The following is a 16,700-nucleotide window of genomic DNA, read 5'->3' on the forward strand; positions in this document are numbered from 1 at the left end:
ACCTTCCTTGCGGGCGCCCCGAAATAGGACACAATCGTGTTGTGGAAACCAGCGCGGGACAGGCGGGGGCGGTGCGGGCCGACGACGTCCGCACCCGTGACCGCGTGACCGCGCTGCTGCTCGAGCACGGTCCCCAGACCGCGAGCGAGCTCGCCGCACGGCTGGGCGTGAGCCCCGCCGCCGTCCGCCGCCACCTCGACGCGCTCGCCGCCCGCGGCCGCGTGGAGGAGCGCGCGGCGCCCGGCACGCAGCGGGGGAGGGGCCGGCCCGCCCGGCGCTTCCACCTCACCGACGCCGGCCGCTCGGGCTTCGCGCACGCCTACGACGACCTGGCGCTCACCGCGCTGCGCTACGTCGCCGCCTCGGGCGGGCCCGACGCCGTCCGCGCCGTCGCCGAGGCCCAGCTCGCGGGCCTCGAGCGGCGGGCCTCCGACGCCGTGGCCCGCACCAGCGGGGCACCCGTCGAGCGGGCCCGGGCGCTGGCGGGGGCGCTGACCGCCGAGGGCTACGCTGCCTCGGCCTCCGCGATCGCCAGCGGCGGGCAGCTGTGCCAGCACCACTGCCCGGTGGCGCACGTGGCCGCGGAGTTCCCGCAGCTGTGCGAGGCCGAGACGGCGGTGATCGGCCGGCTGGTGGGTACCCACGTGCAGCGGCTGGCGACGATCGCCCACGGCGACGGCGTCTGCACCACCCACATCCCCGGGCCGCCCCACGGCGTCCGGGACCACACCCGTGCGGGGAACAGAACGACCCCCGCGCGCCCTGTACCCGGTGAGCGAGCAGCGCGGGTCGTCCGACCACGACCCGGCCCCGCCCCGTCCACCAGCACCACCCCCACGAGCGACCGGGAGAGGACGCCCGCATGACCAGCACCCAGCAGCCGGTGACCGGCACGCCGCTGACGCAGGACGAGCAGATCGAGCAGCTCGGCCGCTACCAGTACGGCTGGGCCGACGCCGACGTCGCCGGGGCCTCCGCCCGCCGCGGCCTGGACGAGGACGTCGTCCGGGACATCTCGGCGCGGAAGAACGAGCCCGAGTGGATGCTCGAGCGCCGCCTCAAGGCGCTCAAGCTCTTCGACCGCAAGCCGATGCCCGACTGGGGCTCGGACCTGTCCGGGATCGACTTCCAGAACATCAAGTACTTCGTGCGCTCGACCGAGGCCCAGGCCGCCTCGTGGGACGAGCTGCCCGAGGACATCAAGAACACCTACGACAAGCTGGGCATCCCCGAGGCGGAGAAGCAGCGGCTCATCGCCGGCGTCGCGGCCCAGTACGAGTCCGAGGTCGTCTACCACAAGATCCGCGAGGACCTCGAGGAGCAGGGTGTCGTCTTCCTCGACACCGACACCGCCCTCAAGGAGCACCCGGACCTGTTCCGCGAGTACTTCGGCTCGGTCATCCCGTCCGGCGACAACAAGTTCGCCGCACTGAACACCGCGGTGTGGTCGGGTGGCTCGTTCATCTACGTGCCGAAGGGCGTGCAGGTCGAGATCCCGCTGCAGGCCTACTTCCGGATCAACACCGAGAACATGGGCCAGTTCGAGCGGACGCTGATCATCGTCGACGAGGGCGCCTACGTGCACTACGTCGAGGGCTGCACCGCGCCGATCTACAAGTCGGACTCGCTGCACTCCGCGGTCGTCGAGATCATCGTCAAGAAGAACGCGCGCTGCCGGTACACGACCATCCAGAACTGGTCGAACAACGTCTACAACCTGGTCACCAAGCGGGCGATCGCCCACGAGGGCGCGACCATGGAGTGGATCGACGGCAACCTCGGCTCCAAGGTCACCATGAAGTACCCGGCCGTCTGGATGACCGGCGAGCACGCCAAGGGCGAGGTCCTGTCCATCGCCTTCGCGGGCGAGGGCCAGCACCAGGACGCCGGCGCCAAGATGGTGCACGCCGCCCCCAACACCTCCTCGACCATCGTGTCGAAGTCGGTGGCCCGCGGCGGTGGCCGCACGTCCTACCGCGGTCTCGTGCAGATCGACGAGGGCGCGCACGGCTCGAAGTCGACGGTCAAGTGCGACGCCCTGCTCGTCGACACGATCAGCCGCTCGGACACCTACCCCTACGTCGACGTCCGCGAGGACGACGTCGCCATGGGTCACGAGGCGACCGTCTCCCGGGTCAGCGAGGACCAGCTCTTCTACCTGATGAGCCGCGGCCTGTCCGAGGACGAGGCCATGGCGATGGTGGTGCGCGGCTTCGTCGAGCCGATCGCCCGCGAGCTGCCCATGGAGTACGCCCTCGAGCTCAACCGGCTCATCGAGCTGCAGATGGAAGGTGCCGTCGGCTGATGCCGGAGCAGAACACCCCCAGCACCACCGGTCTCACCACGGAGTCCGCCACCCTCGCCGGCGAGCTGTTCGGCGAGGGGGTGGGCACCCAGGCGGGCCCGCCGGCCGTCCCCGCGGCCGGCACGGGCACCGCCGGGCAGGCCGGCCCCGGGTCGCACTCGCACGGGGGCACCGCCCCGACCGGCTCGCCGGCCGAGCGGTTCACCTCGACCGACCCCGACGCCTTCGGCGCGGTCACCGGTCGCGAGGAGGAGTGGCGGTTCACCCCGCTGCGCCGCGTCCGCGCGCTGCTCGACGGCGCCGCGTCCGACGCGCACCTGGCCTGGACGACCGACCTGCCCGAGGGCGCCGAGCTCACCAGCGTCGACGCCGACGACCCGCTGCTCAAGGGCCTGCCCGAGCCGGTCGACCGGCTCGCCGCGCTCGCCCGGGCGCGCAGCGGCGGCGCCGCGGTGGTCCGCGTGGCCGCCGAGGCGCAGCTCGACCGCCCGCTCACCCTGGGCCTGGCCGGCACCGGGTCCGACGACGTCGTCTGGGGCCACCTGGTCGTCGAGGTGGGCGCGTTCGCGAAGGCGACCGTCGTCCTCGACCACTCGGGCCTCGCCCGCTACGCCGGCGGCGTGTCCGTGCTCGTCGGCGACGGCGCCCAGGTGACCGTCGTGTCGGTGCAGGACTGGGCGCCCGGCGCGGTGCACGGCGGCCAGTTCGACGCCGTCGTCGGCCGCGACGCCAGCTACAAGCAGGTCGTGGTCACCCTCGGCGGCGACCTCGTCCGGCTGGTCAGCAACGTGCAGTACGCCGGCCCCGGCGGCACCGCGGAGCTGTTCGGCGTCTACTTCTCCGACGAGACGCAGCACCAGGAGCACCGGCTCTGGGTCGACCACGCCGTCCCGAACTGCACCAGCAACGTGCTCTACAAGGGCGCGCTGCAGGGCGAGGGTGCGCGCACGGTGTGGGTCGGCGACGTCCGGATCCGCCCGGCGGCCACCGGCACCGACACCTACGAGCTCAACCGCAACCTGGTGCTCACCGACGGCGCCCGCGCCGACTCGGTGCCCAACCTCGAGATCGAGACCGGCGAGATCGTCGGCGCCGGCCACGCCAGCGCCACCGGCCGCTTCGACGACGAGCAGCTGTTCTACCTCTGCTCGCGCGGCATCGACGCCGAGACCGCCCGCCGCCTGGTCGTGCGCGGCTTCTTCGCCGACGTCGTCCAGCTCATCGGCGTCGACGCGCTGCAGGACCGGATCATGCGCTCCATCGAGACGCGCCTGGGCGCCCTGCCCGGCCTCGACGAGCAGCCGGTCGAGGTGGCCTGACCGATGGCGTTCGAGCGGGTCTGCGGCCTGTCCGAGGTCCCCGAGGACGGCGCCCTGCGCGTCGAGCTCGCGGAGGTCGACGTCGCCGTCGTCCGGTTCGAGGGGCAGGTCTACGCACTGCAGGACCTCTGCTCCCACGCCGAGGTGCCCCTCTCCGAGGGCGACGTCGAGACCTTCGACGGCGCCCCCACGATCGAGTGCTGGCTGCACGGGTCCTGCTTCGACCTGCGCACCGGCGAGCCCACCAACCTGCCGGCCACCGAGCCGGTCGACGTCTACCCGGTGCGCGTGGAGGGGGAGGACGTGCTCGTCGACATCGACGCGGACGGCCGCCTGCCCCTGGCGTCCGGCAACTGAGGAGCGAGAGAAGAAGTGTCGGTTCTGGAGATCCGCGACCTGCACGTCACGGTCGGTGAGGGCGACGACGTCAAGGAGATCCTCCGCGGCGTCGACCTGACCGTCCGGTCGGGCGAGACCCACGCGATCATGGGCCCCAACGGGTCGGGCAAGTCCACCCTCGCCTACTCGATCGCCGGGCACCCGAAGTACACGATCACCGGCGGCACGGTGACCCTCGACGGCGAGGACGTCCTCGCGATGAGCGTCGACGAGCGCGCCCGCGCCGGCCTGTTCCTGGCCATGCAGTACCCGGTCGAGGTCCCCGGCGTCTCGGTGTCGAACTTCCTGCGCACCGCCGCCACCGCCGTCAAGGGCGAGGCGCCGAAGCTGCGCACCTGGGTCAAGGACGTCCGCGAGGAGATGTCGGCCCTGGAGATGGACCCGGCGTTCGCCGAGCGCAACGTCAACGAGGGCTTCTCCGGCGGTGAGAAGAAGCGCCACGAGATCCTGCAGATGCGGCTGCTCAAGCCGAAGGTGGCGATCCTCGACGAGACCGACTCCGGCCTCGACGTCGACGCCCTGCGCGTCGTCTCCGAGGGCGTCAACCGCACCCGCGCCGAGGGCGAGGTCGGCGTCCTGCTGATCACGCACTACACGCGGATCCTGCGCTACATCCAGCCGGACTTCGTGCACGTGTTCGTGGGCGGCCGCGTCGTCGACGAGGGCGGCAAGGAGCTGGCCGACAAGCTCGAGGCCGAGGGCTACGCGGCCTACGTGAAGGACTCGAAGGAGACCGCGAAGGCATGACCCAGACCGTCTCGCGTCCCGGTGCCGGGGCGCACACGCCCCTGCCACTGGACGTCGAGGCGATCCGGGCGGACTTCCCGATCCTGTCGCGCACCGTGCGCGACGGGAAGCGGCTGGTCTACCTCGACTCCGGGGCCACCTCGCAGAAGCCGCGCAGCGTCCTCGACGCCGAGCGCGACTTCTACGAGAACCACAACGCCGCCCCGCACCGCGGCGCGCACCAGCTCGCCGAGGAGGCCACCGGTCTCTACGAGGCGGCCCGGGCGAAGATCGCCGGGTTCATCGGCGCCGCCGTCGAGGAGGTCGTGTTCACCCGCAACACGACCGACGCGGTCAACACCGTCGCCTACGCGCTGTCCAACGCCGCCACGGCCAAGGAGCCGTCCTTCCGCCGGTACGCCGTCGGCCAGGGCGACGAGATCGTCGTGACCGAGATGGAGCACCACGCCAACCTGGTGCCCTGGCAGCAGCTGTGCGAGCGCACCGGCGCCACGCTGCGGTGGCTCGGCCTCACCGACGACGGCCGGCTCGACCTCTCCGACCTCGACACCGTGGTCACCGAGCGGACGAAGCTGGTCGCCGTCACCCAGCAGTCGAACATCCTGGGCACCATCAACCCGCTCGAGCCGATCGTGGCCCGCGCGCGGGAGGTCGGCGCGCTGGTCCTGGTCGACGGCGCCCAGTCGGTGCCGCACCAGCCGGTCGACGTGACCGCCCTCGGCGCGGACTTCCTCGTGTTCTCCGGCCACAAGATGCTCGGGCCCACCGGCGTCGGCGTGCTGTGGGGCCGCTACGACGTCCTCGACGCGCTGCCGCCGTTCCTGACGGGCGGCTCGATGATCGAGGTCGTGCGCATGGAGGGCAGCACCTTCATGCCGCCGCCGCAGCGCTTCGAGGCCGGCGTCCCGATGACCGCGCAGGTCGTGGGCCTCGGTGCCGCCGTCGACTACCTGCAGGCGCTCGGCATGGAGAAGGTGCAGGCGCACGAGGAGGCGCTGACCGCCTACGCCCTCGAGCAGCTGCAGGCCATCCCCGGCGTCACGGTGATCGGCCCGCCGGACACCGTCGCCCGCGGCGGCGCGGTCTCCTTCACCGTCGAGGGCATCCACCCGCACGACGTCGGCCAGGTCCTCGACGACCTCGGCATCGCCGTCCGGGTGGGCCACCACTGCGCGTGGCCGGTGGTCCGCCGCTACGGCGTGCCGGCCACCACCCGGGCCACCTTCTACGTGCACACCGGCTACGACGACGTCGACGCGCTCGTGGAAGGTGTGCGGGCCGCGCAGCGTTTCTTCGGAGTGACGCCGGAGGAGGCAACCGCCTGATGCAGCTGCAGTCGATGTACCAGGACATCATCCTGGACCACTACCGCAACCCCCACGGCCGCGGCCTGCGCGACCCGTTCGAGGCCGAGGTGCACCACGTCAACCCGACCTGCGGGGACGAGGTGACCCTGCGGGTGCACCTGGACGGCGAGACCATCGCCGACGTGTCCTACGAGGGCATGGGGTGCTCGATCAGCCAGGCCTCGGTCTCGGCGATGTACGACCTCGTCGTCGGCCGCTCCGTCACCGACGCCCTCGCCACCGGCGACTCGTTCATGACGCTCATGCAGTCCAAGGGCGACGCGGCCGTGGCCGAGGGCCTGGAGGACGAGCTCGAGGACGCGATCGCCTTCGCCGGGGTGTCGAAGTACCCCGCCCGCATCAAGTGCGCGCTGATGAGCTGGATGGCCCTCAAGGACGCCTCCGCCCGCGCGCTGGCCGCCACCCCCACTGGAGGACAGGCATGAGCGAGACCACGGAGAACGCGACCCCGGAGCTGCCGCCGTACAAGTCGGCGCTGCTCGAGGACGTCGAGGAGGCCATGCGCGACGTCGTCGACCCGGAGCTCGGCGTCAACGTCGTCGACCTGGGCCTCGTCTACGGCATCGACGTCGACGACGACAACGTGGCGATCCTGGACATGACGCTCACCTCGGCGGCCTGCCCGCTGACCGACGTCATCGAGGACCAGGCCCGCCAGGCGCTCACCGGCGGCCCCGGCCCCGGCCTGGTCGACGACATCCGCATCAACTGGGTCTGGATGCCGCCGTGGGGCCCGGACAAGATCACCGACGACGGGCGCGAGCAGCTGCGCGCGCTCGGCTTCCGGGTCTGAACGGGACCCTCGCCGAGCTGCTCGATCGCCTGGCCGCCGGGGACGACCCGCCGGCCGACGCGAGCGTCGTGACACTGCCCGCGCCCCCCGGGGCGCGGGCAGTCGTCGTCGGGGGCACCGCGTGGCACGTGGTGGCCGCCGACGTCGACCCCGACTGGGTGGCCGCGCGGACGGCACACGACCCGTTGGCCGCGCCGCTCGGCGCCCGGTTCCTCGCCGCCCTGGCCGACCGGACCGGCGTCGAGCCGGGCGTGGTCGACGCCGTCCTGGTGGCGCCGCCCGCGGCCGCCGCCGGGCCCGGGCTCGAGCTGGCGCCCGCCGAGGTCGACCACCCGCGGGTGGACCGGGCGCTGCTGCACCGCACCGACGTGCGCGTGTGGACGACGCCCGACGGCTGCGGCGTGCTGGTGCTCGGCCGTGGCGTGGCCCGCCGGTGGGAGGTCAGCGTGGAGGTCGACCCGTCCGCCCGCGGGCGGGGCCTGGGCACGGCCCTGGTGGCCGCGGCGCCGTCGCTGGTGCCCGGCGGGGCGCCCCTGTGGGCGCAGGTGGCGCCGGCCAACACCGCCTCGCTGCGCGCCTTCCTCGGCGCGGGCTACCGGCCGGTGGGCGCGGAGTCGCTGTTCGGCGCCTGACCCTTCAGCGCATCTCCGACAGCCGCGCCCCGAAGCCGGCCACCGGCCGCAGCTCCCGCCGGGCCCCGAGCGCCAGCAGCGCCGCCCCGACCGCGAGCGCGCCCACGACCGGCAGCGGCAGCGCGAGGACGGCGAGCCCCGCGGCCAGCGCCACCGCGGTGACCGCGCCGGTGAGCAGGGGCGCGCGCACCGCCGTCCGGGCGCCCAACGCCATGGCGAGCGCGGCCACGACGAGCACGAGCACCGGCCGCAGCGCGCCGGGCGCGACCACGGCGGCCACCGTCGACGGCGCGGCCGCCACCACCAGGCCCGGGCCCCACGCCGGCCAGGACGGCCCGTCGAGCAGTCGCGGGCCGGCCGCCAGCCACAGACCCGCCGCGGCCGGCAGCGTCCAGGCCTCCACCGCGGGCGCGCCGGTCAGCGCGGCCACGGTCCAGGCGGCAGCCACGAGCTCCGCGGCGCCGGTGCGCCAGGCGACCCGCTCCTCGCGGGCGTCTCCCCGCGCGCGGGTGAGGAACGCCGCCCACCCGCAGGTGAGGCCGCCCTGCACGGCGAGGTGCGTGGCGAGCAGGCCCCACTCGGCACCGGCGGCGGCCACGACGAGGGCGGCGGCCGCCGAGAGCGCGCCGACCGTGCCGGTGGGCCCCCGCAGGTCGGCGGCCATCCCGGGACGCGCCGCCAGCGTGACGGCGTAGAGGCCGGTGAGCGCCGCGGCCGAGCCCCCCGGGGAGAGCAGTCCGGCGGGGATCGCGAGGAGCGCGGCTCCCGCCACGCACGCGACCGCCGAGGGCACCGCCTGCGGGCGCTCGTCGCGGCGGACCGCGGCGACCCCGGCGGCCGGCAGCGCGGTGAGCACCAGGAGCACGACCAGCGCCTGCCACCGCGCGGACGCGACCAACTGCGCCACCGCTGCCCCCACGAGCACGCCTCCGGCGCCGTACGCGGCGGGCAGCAGCAGCCCGCGCCGCCAGCCGGTGAGCAGCGCCGCGGCGGCGCTCATCAGCAGCACGCCCAGCCAGCCGGCCAGCGGCAGCGGTACCGGACCGTCGGTGGACAGCGCCGCGGCCACCGCCCCGCCGGCGACCAGCCCGGCGACCACCGGGACCAGCCGCGGCGGCCCGAGCAGTGGCTCGACCGCCCGCTCCAGCCGGACCAGCAGCAGCGCGGCCGCCGCGACGACGGTGAGCCCGGCCGACACCCAGCGGACCGGGCCGTCCGCGCCGGCCGCGGTCCCGAGCCCGCCGAGGACCCCCGCGGCGAGCCACGGCGCGGTGGTGACCAGGGCGACGCGCGCGAGCGGCCGGCGCGCGGCCAGGGCGACGGCGATCCCGGCCAGCGCGACGCCGAGCAGCAATGCGGTGCGGGGCAGCCCGGCCGGCGCGAGCTCCAGCGAGCGCAGCGCGGCCACCTGGACCGCCGCCCACGCGGCGAGCGGCCAGCTCAGCGGGCGGGGGAGCAGCACCCGCAGGCACACGAACACGGCTGCCACGACCAGCGCCCCGAGTGGTCCACCCTCGAGCGGCCGGTCGCCGGACGCGGCGCCGGTGAGGGCCAGCGCCGCCGCGGCCGCCGCGCACGCCTCCTCGGTGCTGCGCAGCCGCGCGTGGGCCGCCCAGGCCGAGGCGCACCCGGCGACCGGGGCGAGCAGCAGCACGCCGAGGCGGGCGGCGCCGCCGGCCAGCGACGGCCCGGCCAGGCCCGCCGCCACGAGCAACACCACGCCGACGCCCAGGAGCACCTGCGGCGGGCGCAGCCGGGCCTCCAGCGACGTGGCGACCGGCCCCGCGGGCACGGGCGCCGGCGGACCGGCGTAGGGGAGCGGCGGCCGCGGTGCACCGGTCATCGCCGTCCCCCTCCACTCGGCCTGCGCTCTCACGCTAGGGGCAGGTCAGCGCATCTGCGCGACCCAGGCGACCGCCTCCCGCGCCTGCTGGCGCCGTCGCTCGTAGGTGGCGCCGACGACCAGGAGCAGCAGCCCGGCGGTGGCCAGGGTGACCCAGCGGGGGACCAGCGGCGCGTAGGGCGCCAGCCGGCCGAGCACCACCAGGACCAGCGCCCCGGCCCCGACGAGGAAGGGCGCCTGCCGGTGGGTGAGCGCGCCCCCGACGGTCAGCCCGGCCGCGGCCGCGACCACCAGCGCCAGGCGCAGCGCCGTCGGCTCGTCGACCACCGCCAGCGCCGAGGGCAGCAGCGCCACGGCCACCGCCGGGCCCTCGGCGGCCCAGGAGGCGGCGCCGGTGCGCAGTGCCGGGACCGCGAGCAGCAGCAGCCCCGCAGCCGCGGGCAGCGTGTAGACCTCGGGCGTGGTGATCTCCGCCCCGGCCGCGGCGATCCAGCCGGCCGCGACGAGGTCGGCCACCGCCAGCACGGCCACCGGGCGGCGCCGCGCGACGACGGCGTAGCAGCCGGCCGCGGCACCGACGACGGCGAGGTCGACCGCGACCTGACCCCACGCGCCGACCTCCACGGTGACCAGGCCGGCCACCACGCCGGCCAGCGTCCCGGTGACCGCCGCGGCCCACTCCTCGGGGTGCCCGGCGCGCAGCGCGGCGACCGCGAAGGCGGCGGCACCGGCGAGCGCTATCAGCAGCGCGGCCGGGACCTCGCCGAGCAGCCCGCCCGCCATCGCGACCAGCGCCGCCAGCGGGGGCGCCGCGAGGGCCGCCGCGGTGGCGGCCGGTCGCAGGACCGGGCGCAGGACCGCCGCCAGGCCGGCGGGGACCGCGGCGGCCAGCACCAGCAGGGCCAGGGGGGCGACGTGCTCCCCGTCGGTCAGCACCGCGGCGCCGCCGCCGGCCAGGACGGCGCCGGCGGCCGTCAGCGCGCCCGCGACCGGGCCGGTTCCCGTGGTCGGCGCCGCCGCGGTCAGCAGCACCAGGCCGAGCCCGCCGGCGAGCACGGTGCCCGCGAGGCCGGCGCCGGTGAGCGACCCGGTGAGGGCGGTGGCCGCGATGCCCGCGGCGACCGGAGCCACCACGGAGGGCTCCGGCAGGCGCGGAGCGAGCCGCGGCTCGCGCAGCAGCGCCACCGCGCCGCCCGCCGCGAGGGCGAGGACACCCGTGGCGACCCACGAGTCGGCCGGGCCGCCGGACCAGGCCAGTGGGATCCCGAGCAGCGCGCCCGCCACGGTGGCGAGGGCGGCGAGCGCGCTGGCGACCCGGTGCAGCTCCGGGCGCAGGACCAGCAGCAGCACGACGTCGAGCAGTGCCGTGCCGAGCAGGACCGCCACCGCCGCGGGCGCCTCGCCGAGCCCGGCGGGGAGCAGCAGCCAGCCGGCCGGCTGGACCGCGAGCAGCGCGACGAGCGGCCAGGCGATGGTGCTGCGGGTGGCCCGGCCGGCCACCAGGGCGACCGCGGCGACGACGACGCACGACAGCCCGGCCCAGAGCCGCAGCGGCACCGCGTCGGCGGAGGCCAGCCCCAGCGCGTGCGCGGCGGCCAGGTCGACGGCGAGCAGCGCCGCACCGGCCGCGGCCAGCGCCTCCTCGGTGGCCCGCAGGCCGCGCCGCGCCGCCCAGGCCGACGCGCCTCCGGCCGCCGCGGTGACCGTGGCCATCACCGCGGCCTGGAAGCCGACGCCCAGGCGCGTCCAGGCGACCGCCACGAACGCCACGCCGGCCGCGACCACCAGCAGGGCGCCCAACCCGAGCAGCACCTGCTGCGGGCTCAACCGCCGGCGCGGACGCGGCGGCGGGGGAGGCGGCGGGGGAGGCGGCGGGAGGGGGCCCGCGGCGGACGGGAACGGCGACGGGAACGGCGGCGGGAACGGCGGCGGGACGCGCGGGGGTGCCGGCGGCGCGGGGGACGGGGGGACGGGGACCGGCTGGAGCACGGCGGGGAACACGACCGGCGGCGCCGGCGCGGGCACCGTCGTCGTCCCCGGGCGGGCCGCCGCACGCAGCGTGGCGAGCAGCGCGTCCCGCTCGCGGGCGAACTCGTCGATCGTGGCACCCATCCGGGCCACCACGGAGGCGGCCTGCGCCACCGCCGGCAGCCCGCAGACCGGGCACGGCGCGGGCGCCGGGACCGCCGGGGTGCCGCAGACGGGACAGGGCGGTGCCCAGGTCGGCGTGCTCATGCCGGGATGGTGACCTGCCTCCGGCGTCCGCGGAACCGATCTCACCCCGGCTGTGGACGGACGGGGCTGCTGTGGACGTCACCCGGTAATCCACTCGGGATCCGTCCTCGGAGCGCCTATCCTGGGATCAGTGATCACGACGACCGGCCTGGAGCTGCGCGCCGGCGCCCGCATCCTCCTCAGCGACATCAGCCTGCGGGTGCAGGCCGGTGACCGCATCGGCCTGGTCGGGCGCAACGGGGCCGGCAAGACCACCACCCTCACCACGCTGGCCGGCGAGCGGCTGCCGCACGCGGGCAAGGTGGAGGTCACCGGCGAGATCGGTTACCTGCCGCAGGACCCGCGCAGCGGCGACCTCGACATCTCCGCCACCGACCGGGTGCTGTCCGGTCGCGGCCTGGACAGCCTCAAGGCACAGCTGGTCAAGGCCCAGGTGGCCATGGCCGAGCCCGCCGACGACGCCGAGCGCGACCGCGCGGTGCGCCGCTACGGCCGGCTGGAGGACCAGTTCGCCGCGCTGGGCGGGTACGCCGCGGAGAGCGACGCCGCCCGCATCTGCACCGCGCTCGGCCTGCCCGACCGGGTCATGGGCCAGCCGCTGCGGACCCTGTCCGGCGGTCAGCGCCGCCGCGTCGAGCTCGCCCGCATCCTGTTCTCCGACGCCGAGACGCTGCTGCTCGACGAGCCGACCAACCACCTCGACGCCGACTCGATCGCCTGGCTCAAGACCTTCCTCGCGTCGCACAAGGGCGGCCTGATCGTCATCAGCCACGACGTCGAGCTGCTCGACGCCGTCGTCAACAAGGTGTGGCACCTCGACGCCAACCGGGCCACGGTCGACGTCTACAACCTCGGCTGGAAGGCCTACCTGGCCCAGCGCGAGACCGACGAGCGCCGCCGCAAGCAGGAGCGCGCCAACACCGAGCGCAAGATCGACGCGCTGACCTCGCAGGCGGACAAGATGCGCGCCAAGGCCACCAAGGCCAAGGCCGCGCAGAGCATGGACAAGCGGGCCGCGCGGCTGGCCTCGGGCCTGGAGGCGGTGCGCCAGCAGGACCGGGTGGCCAAGCTGCGGTTCCCGACGCCGTCGCCGTGCGGGAAGACGCCGCTCACCGCCGAGGGTCTGTCCAAGACGTACGGCTCGCTCGAGGTGTTCACCGACGTCGACCTCGCCGTCGACCGGGGCACGCGGGTCGTCGTCCTCGGCCTCAACGGCGCGGGGAAGACGACGCTGCTGCGGATGCTGGCCGGCACCGAGATGCCCGACACCGGCGAGGTCCGGCCCGGGCACGGCCTGCGCATCGGCTACTACGCGCAGGAGCACGAGACCCTCGACATGGACCGGTCGCTGCTGGAGAACATGCGCTCGGCCGCCCCCGACAGCACCGACACCGAGCTGCGGCGGATCCTCGGCGCCTTCCTCTTCTCCGGCGACACCGTCGACCAGCGGTCGGGCACGTTGTCCGGCGGCGAGCGGACCCGGCTGGCCATGGCGACGCTCGTCGTCTCCGGGGCCAACGTGCTGCTGCTCGACGAGCCGACCAACAACCTCGACCCGGCCAGCCGCGAGCAGGTCCTCGAGGCGCTGCGCACCTACACCGGCGCGATCGTGCTGGTCACCCACGACGAGGGCGCCGTCCGCGCCCTCGACCCCGACAAGGTGATCCTGCTGCCCGACGGCACCGAGGACGCCTGGAGCGAGGACCTCGCCGACCTGGTCGAGCTGGCGTAGTCACCGCGGTCCTACCGGACCGCACCGCGGCCGGGTGCCGTCCCCCTGTGGCGTGGAGCCCTGCCACGGCGTGCCGGTCGGGAGCCTGCGGCCCCGCGACCGGTTCGCCGTCCTCCGCAGGGGCGGATCGCCTGCCGCTCACCGTCTCGAGGTGCTCCGCCCGGCTCGCCAGGGAAGTTGTCATTCGCGTGGCCGGGTCGCCGGGGCTGGGTGATCATCGCTGTGGGAGGCCGGCGTCACGGGGACGGCGGCACCACGCGGACCAGCACCGGGCACGCCGGCTCCGGCCGGCGCGACGGCGGCGACGGAGGGGAGTCATGGCCGACTCGAGCACGGCGGACCTGGGCAAGGGCAAGCGGATCACCGGAGGGGACCGCACGTCCCTCGCGGACGAGCTGAAGAAGCGCTACGACGGCGGCGAGAGCATCCGCTCCCTGGCCACCTCGACCAACCGGTCCTACGGGTTCGTGCACCGGCTCCTGTCGGAGTCCGGTGCCACCCTGCGGAGCCGTGGCGGCGCCAACCGGAACAGCAAGAAGACCGCGTGACGGCGGCCGACGCCGACGGCTGGGTCCGCACCCGCCGGGAGGGCGCCGTCCTCACCGTCACGCTCGACCGGCCCGACCAGCTCAACGCGCAGACGCCGGCCACGTGGGCGGCGCTGCAGGCGGTGGGCGACTCCCTCGACGACGACGTCCGCGTCGTCGTCGTGCGGGGCGAGGGCCGCTCCTTCTCCGCCGGGCTCGACCGCAGCCTGTTCAGCACCGACCCGTCGACGCCCGGCGGGCTCGGCCAGCTGAGCGGGCTCGGCGCCGAGGGTGCGCAGGAGCGCATCCGCGGCTACCAGGCCGGCTTCCGCTGGCTGCGGTCGCCGGGGATCGTCTCGATCGCGGCGGTCCAGGGCCACGCGATCGGGGCGGGCGCCCAGCTGGCGCTCGCCTGCGACCTGCGGGTGCTCACCGACGACGCCTCCATCCGGCTGCCGGAGGCGACGCTGGGCCTCGTGCCCGACCTCACCGGCACCAGCACGCTGGCCGAGCTCGTCGGCTACGGGCGGGCGCTGGAGATGTGCGTGACCGGCCGGCCGGTGACGGCGCCCGAGGCGCTGTCGTGGGGGCTCGCGAACGCCGTCGTCCCGGCGGCGGAGCTCGACGGCGCGGTCGCCGCGCTGGTCGCGGCGGTCACCGCCCCGCCCGCGGGCGCGGTGCGGGAGACCGCGGCGCTGGTGCGCGCCGCCGTCCGCAACGACCCCGACACCCAGGACGCCGCCGAGCGCGCGGCCCAGGTGCGCCGGCTCACCGAGCTGGCCGGGGGCTGAGCGACCGGAACAGCGGGGGACCGGTGGCTGTTGACGCTGCCGCCGGTTCCCCGTCCCTGCCCGAGGAGGTCACCGCATGAGCAGTCCCATGACCTCCATGGCGGCGATGCGCTCGTTCCGCCGCGACCCGTCGGTCACCTCGCGCGAGCTGCCCAAGGGCACCGTGCGCCGCATCCTGGGCATCGCCCGGCCCTACCGGCGGGAGCTCACCGGCTTCCTGCTGCTCGTGGTGCTGTCCTCGGTCATCGGGGTGGTCACCCCGCTGCTGGCCGGTGACATCGTCAACCGCATCGCCCGGCTCGACGGCACCGCGGGCGGGATCGTCCGCATCGCGCTGTTCATCGCCGGCCTCGCCGTCGTCGACGCGTTCATCTCGGTGGCCACCCGCTGGTACTCCGCGCGCATCGGCGAGGGCGTCATCTACGACCTGCGCGCCCGCGTCTTCGAGCACGTGCAGCGCATGCCGGTCGCGTTCTTCACCCGCACGCAGACCGGCGCGCTGGTCAGCCGCCTGAACAACGACGTCGTCGGGGCGCAGCAGGCGTTCACCTCGACCCTGTCCGGCGTCGTGTCCAACGTGATCGGCCTGGTGCTCACCGCCGGCGTCATGTTCTCCCTGTCGTGGCAGATCACCCTGCTGTCGCTGGTCATGGTGCCGCTGTTCGTGCTGCCCGCCCGCCGCATCGGCCGGCGCCTGCAGGAGATCACCCGGGAGTCCTACGGGCTCAACGCGTCGATGAACGCGACGATGACCGAGCGCTTCAACGTGGCCGGCGCCCTGCTGGTCAAGCTGTTCGGCCGGCCCGACGCCGAGGCCGAGAGCTTCCGCGGCCGCGCGGCGCGGGTGCGCGACATCGGCGTGCTGTCGGCGATGTACGGCCGCACCTTCTTCACCGCGCTCACCCTCGTCGCGGCGCTGGCCACCGCGCTGGTCTACGGCCTGGGCGGGTGGCTGGCCTTCGACGGGTCGCTGTCGCCGGGCGACGTCGTCGCGCTGGCCCTGCTGCTGTCGCGGCTGTACGGGCCGCTGACCGCGCTGTCCAACGTCCGGGTCGACGTGATGAGCGCGATGGTCAGCTTCGACCGCGTCTTCGAGGTGCTCGACCTGCCGCCGATGATCGCCGAGGCGCCCGACGCCGTCCCGGTGCCGGCCGGGGACCGGTCGGTCGAGTTCGACGGCGTCTCGTTCAGCTACCCGGCCGCGGCCGACGTGTCCCTGGCGTCGCTGGAGGACGTGTCGCTGCCCGAGCACGGCGGGCCGACGGCGGTGCTGCACGACGTCTCGTTCCGCGTGGAGCCCGGGCAGATGGTCGCGCTGGTCGGACACTCCGGCGCCGGCAAGTCCACGATCGTCAACCTGGTGCCGCGGCTGTACGACGTCACCGGCGGCGCCGTGCGGGTCGGCGGGGTCGACGTCCGGCAGGCCACGCTGGCCTCGCTGCGCGACGCGATCGGCGTCGTCAGCCAGGACGCGCACCTGTTCCACGACACCATCCGCGCCAACCTGCTCTACGCCCGGCCCGACGCCACCGAGGAGCAGCTGTGGTCGGCGCTGACCGGCGCCCGGATCGCCGCGCTGGTCGCCTCGCTGCCCGACGGGCTGGACACCGTCGTCGGCGACCGCGGCTACCGCCTCTCCGGCGGGGAGAAGCAGCGGCTGGCGATCGCCCGGGTGCTGCTCAAGGCGCCGGGGATCGTCATCCTCGACGAGGCGACCGCGCACCTCGACAGCGAGTCGGAGGTGGCGGTGCAGCACGCGCTGGACACCGCTCTGGCCGGACGGACGTCGCTGGTGATCGCGCACCGGCTGTCCACGATCCGCAGCGCCGACCAGATCCTCGTGGTCGACGACGGTCGCGTCGTGGAGTCGGGCACTCACGAGGAGTTGCTGGCGCTCGGGCGGCGTTACGCCGACCTCTACCGGACCCAGTTCGCCGACGGCGAGCGTCGAACGGTCCCCGTCGCGTAGCAACTAGCGTTCCTCCTGCCCCAGCTGCACCAGGAGGAGCT

At 75.3% G+C, this 16,700-nt stretch carries 15 protein-coding genes; 13 read left to right on the plus strand and 2 right to left on the minus strand.

Annotation, left to right across the window (positions count from 1 at the left end):
• The first annotated feature begins 41 nt into the window (after positions 1-41).
• The 9 genes from ACI79X_RS13435 to ACI79X_RS13475 all read left to right on the plus strand — a co-directional run bounded on the left by ACI79X_RS13435 (position 42) and on the right by ACI79X_RS13475 (position 7,562).
• Positions 42-866, plus strand: a complete 825-nt coding sequence (locus tag ACI79X_RS13435) for a helix-turn-helix transcriptional regulator (protein ID WP_457025905.1) — start codon at positions 42-44, stop codon at positions 864-866.
• Positions 863-2,305 carry a Fe-S cluster assembly protein SufB gene (gene sufB / locus ACI79X_RS13440; protein ID WP_457025906.1) on the plus strand — a complete coding sequence of 481 codons (1,443 nt, stop codon included), beginning with the start codon at positions 863-865 and terminating at the stop codon, positions 2,303-2,305. Before ACI79X_RS13435 ends, sufB begins: the two co-directional genes overlap by 4 nt.
• Positions 2,305-3,624 (plus strand): Fe-S cluster assembly protein SufD, encoded by a 1,320-nt coding sequence (gene sufD, locus ACI79X_RS13445; protein WP_457025907.1) that lies wholly within the window; start codon positions 2,305-2,307, stop codon positions 3,622-3,624. Before sufB ends, sufD begins: the two co-directional genes overlap by 1 nt.
• 3 nt (positions 3,625-3,627) lie before the next feature.
• On the plus strand, positions 3,628-3,981 hold the full coding sequence (locus tag ACI79X_RS13450; protein WP_457025908.1) for a non-heme iron oxygenase ferredoxin subunit: 354 nt from the start codon (positions 3,628-3,630) through the stop codon (positions 3,979-3,981).
• A gap of 15 nt (positions 3,982-3,996) precedes the next feature.
• Entirely contained in the window at positions 3,997-4,770 is a 774-nt protein-coding gene (sufC, locus tag ACI79X_RS13455) for a Fe-S cluster assembly ATPase SufC (RefSeq protein ID WP_457025909.1), read from the plus strand.
• Positions 4,767-6,095 (plus strand): cysteine desulfurase, encoded by a 1,329-nt coding sequence (locus ACI79X_RS13460; protein ID WP_457025910.1) that lies wholly within the window; start codon positions 4,767-4,769, stop codon positions 6,093-6,095. Before sufC ends, ACI79X_RS13460 begins: the two co-directional genes overlap by 4 nt.
• A complete protein-coding gene (gene sufU / locus ACI79X_RS13465; protein ID WP_457025911.1) occupies positions 6,095-6,562 on the plus strand; it encodes a Fe-S cluster assembly sulfur transfer protein SufU in 468 nt (155 codons plus the stop codon). Before ACI79X_RS13460 ends, sufU begins: the two co-directional genes overlap by 1 nt.
• Positions 6,559-6,930 carry a metal-sulfur cluster assembly factor gene (locus ACI79X_RS13470; RefSeq protein WP_457025912.1) on the plus strand — a complete coding sequence of 124 codons (372 nt, stop codon included), beginning with the start codon at positions 6,559-6,561 and terminating at the stop codon, positions 6,928-6,930. Before sufU ends, ACI79X_RS13470 begins: the two co-directional genes overlap by 4 nt.
• 68 nt (positions 6,931-6,998) lie before the next feature.
• Entirely contained in the window at positions 6,999-7,562 is a 564-nt protein-coding gene (locus ACI79X_RS13475) for a GNAT family N-acetyltransferase (protein WP_457025913.1), read from the plus strand.
• Between the two features lie 4 nt (positions 7,563-7,566).
• Here the strand turns inward: ACI79X_RS13475 and ACI79X_RS13480 are convergent, their stop codons facing one another.
• Complete coding sequence (locus tag ACI79X_RS13480) at positions 7,567-9,405, minus strand: SCO7613 C-terminal domain-containing membrane protein (RefSeq protein ID WP_457025914.1); 1,839 nt, start codon at positions 9,403-9,405, stop codon at positions 7,567-7,569.
• A gap of 45 nt (positions 9,406-9,450) precedes the next feature.
• Positions 9,451-11,640 (minus strand): SCO7613 C-terminal domain-containing membrane protein, encoded by a 2,190-nt coding sequence (locus ACI79X_RS13485; RefSeq protein ID WP_457025915.1) that lies wholly within the window; start codon positions 11,638-11,640, stop codon positions 9,451-9,453.
• A 130-nt stretch (positions 11,641-11,770) separates the two neighbouring features.
• Between ACI79X_RS13485 and ACI79X_RS13490 the strand changes: the two genes are divergently transcribed.
• The 4 genes from ACI79X_RS13490 to ACI79X_RS13505 all read left to right on the plus strand — a co-directional run bounded on the left by ACI79X_RS13490 (position 11,771) and on the right by ACI79X_RS13505 (position 16,659).
• Entirely contained in the window at positions 11,771-13,372 is a 1,602-nt protein-coding gene (locus ACI79X_RS13490) for an ABC-F family ATP-binding cassette domain-containing protein (protein WP_457025916.1), read from the plus strand.
• A 317-nt stretch (positions 13,373-13,689) separates the two neighbouring features.
• Positions 13,690-13,920, plus strand: a complete 231-nt coding sequence (locus ACI79X_RS13495; RefSeq protein ID WP_073420258.1) for a helix-turn-helix domain-containing protein — start codon at positions 13,690-13,692, stop codon at positions 13,918-13,920.
• Positions 13,917-14,690 (plus strand): enoyl-CoA hydratase/isomerase family protein, encoded by a 774-nt coding sequence (locus tag ACI79X_RS13500; protein ID WP_457025917.1) that lies wholly within the window; start codon positions 13,917-13,919, stop codon positions 14,688-14,690. Before ACI79X_RS13495 ends, ACI79X_RS13500 begins: the two co-directional genes overlap by 4 nt.
• 76 nt (positions 14,691-14,766) lie before the next feature.
• On the plus strand, positions 14,767-16,659 hold the full coding sequence (locus ACI79X_RS13505) for an ABC transporter ATP-binding protein (RefSeq protein WP_457025918.1): 1,893 nt from the start codon (positions 14,767-14,769) through the stop codon (positions 16,657-16,659).
• Positions 16,660-16,700: the final 41 nt, after the last annotated feature.

The sequence above is a fragment of the Geodermatophilus sp. SYSU D01119 genome (genome assembly GCF_054049975.1).

Coding starts and splice junctions, on each gene's coding strand:
- sufB (WP_457025906.1), top strand. CDS start 863: ATGACCAGCACCCAGCAGCCGGTGACCGGCACGCCGCTGACGCAGGAC.
- sufD (WP_457025907.1), top strand. CDS start 2,305: ATGCCGGAGCAGAACACCCCCAGCACCACCGGTCTCACCACGGAGTCC.
- ACI79X_RS13450 (WP_457025908.1), top strand. CDS start 3,628: ATGGCGTTCGAGCGGGTCTGCGGCCTGTCCGAGGTCCCCGAGGACGGC.
- ACI79X_RS13460 (WP_457025910.1), top strand. CDS start 4,767: ATGACCCAGACCGTCTCGCGTCCCGGTGCCGGGGCGCACACGCCCCTG.
- sufU (WP_457025911.1), top strand. CDS start 6,095: ATGCAGCTGCAGTCGATGTACCAGGACATCATCCTGGACCACTACCGC.
- ACI79X_RS13470 (WP_457025912.1), top strand. CDS start 6,559: ATGAGCGAGACCACGGAGAACGCGACCCCGGAGCTGCCGCCGTACAAG.
- ACI79X_RS13480 (WP_457025914.1), bottom strand. CDS start 9,405: ATGACCGGTGCACCGCGGCCGCCGCTCCCCTACGCCGGTCCGCCGGCG.
- ACI79X_RS13485 (WP_457025915.1), bottom strand. CDS start 11,640: ATGAGCACGCCGACCTGGGCACCGCCCTGTCCCGTCTGCGGCACCCCG.
- ACI79X_RS13495 (WP_073420258.1), top strand. CDS start 13,690: ATGGCCGACTCGAGCACGGCGGACCTGGGCAAGGGCAAGCGGATCACC.
- ACI79X_RS13505 (WP_457025918.1), top strand. CDS start 14,767: ATGAGCAGTCCCATGACCTCCATGGCGGCGATGCGCTCGTTCCGCCGC.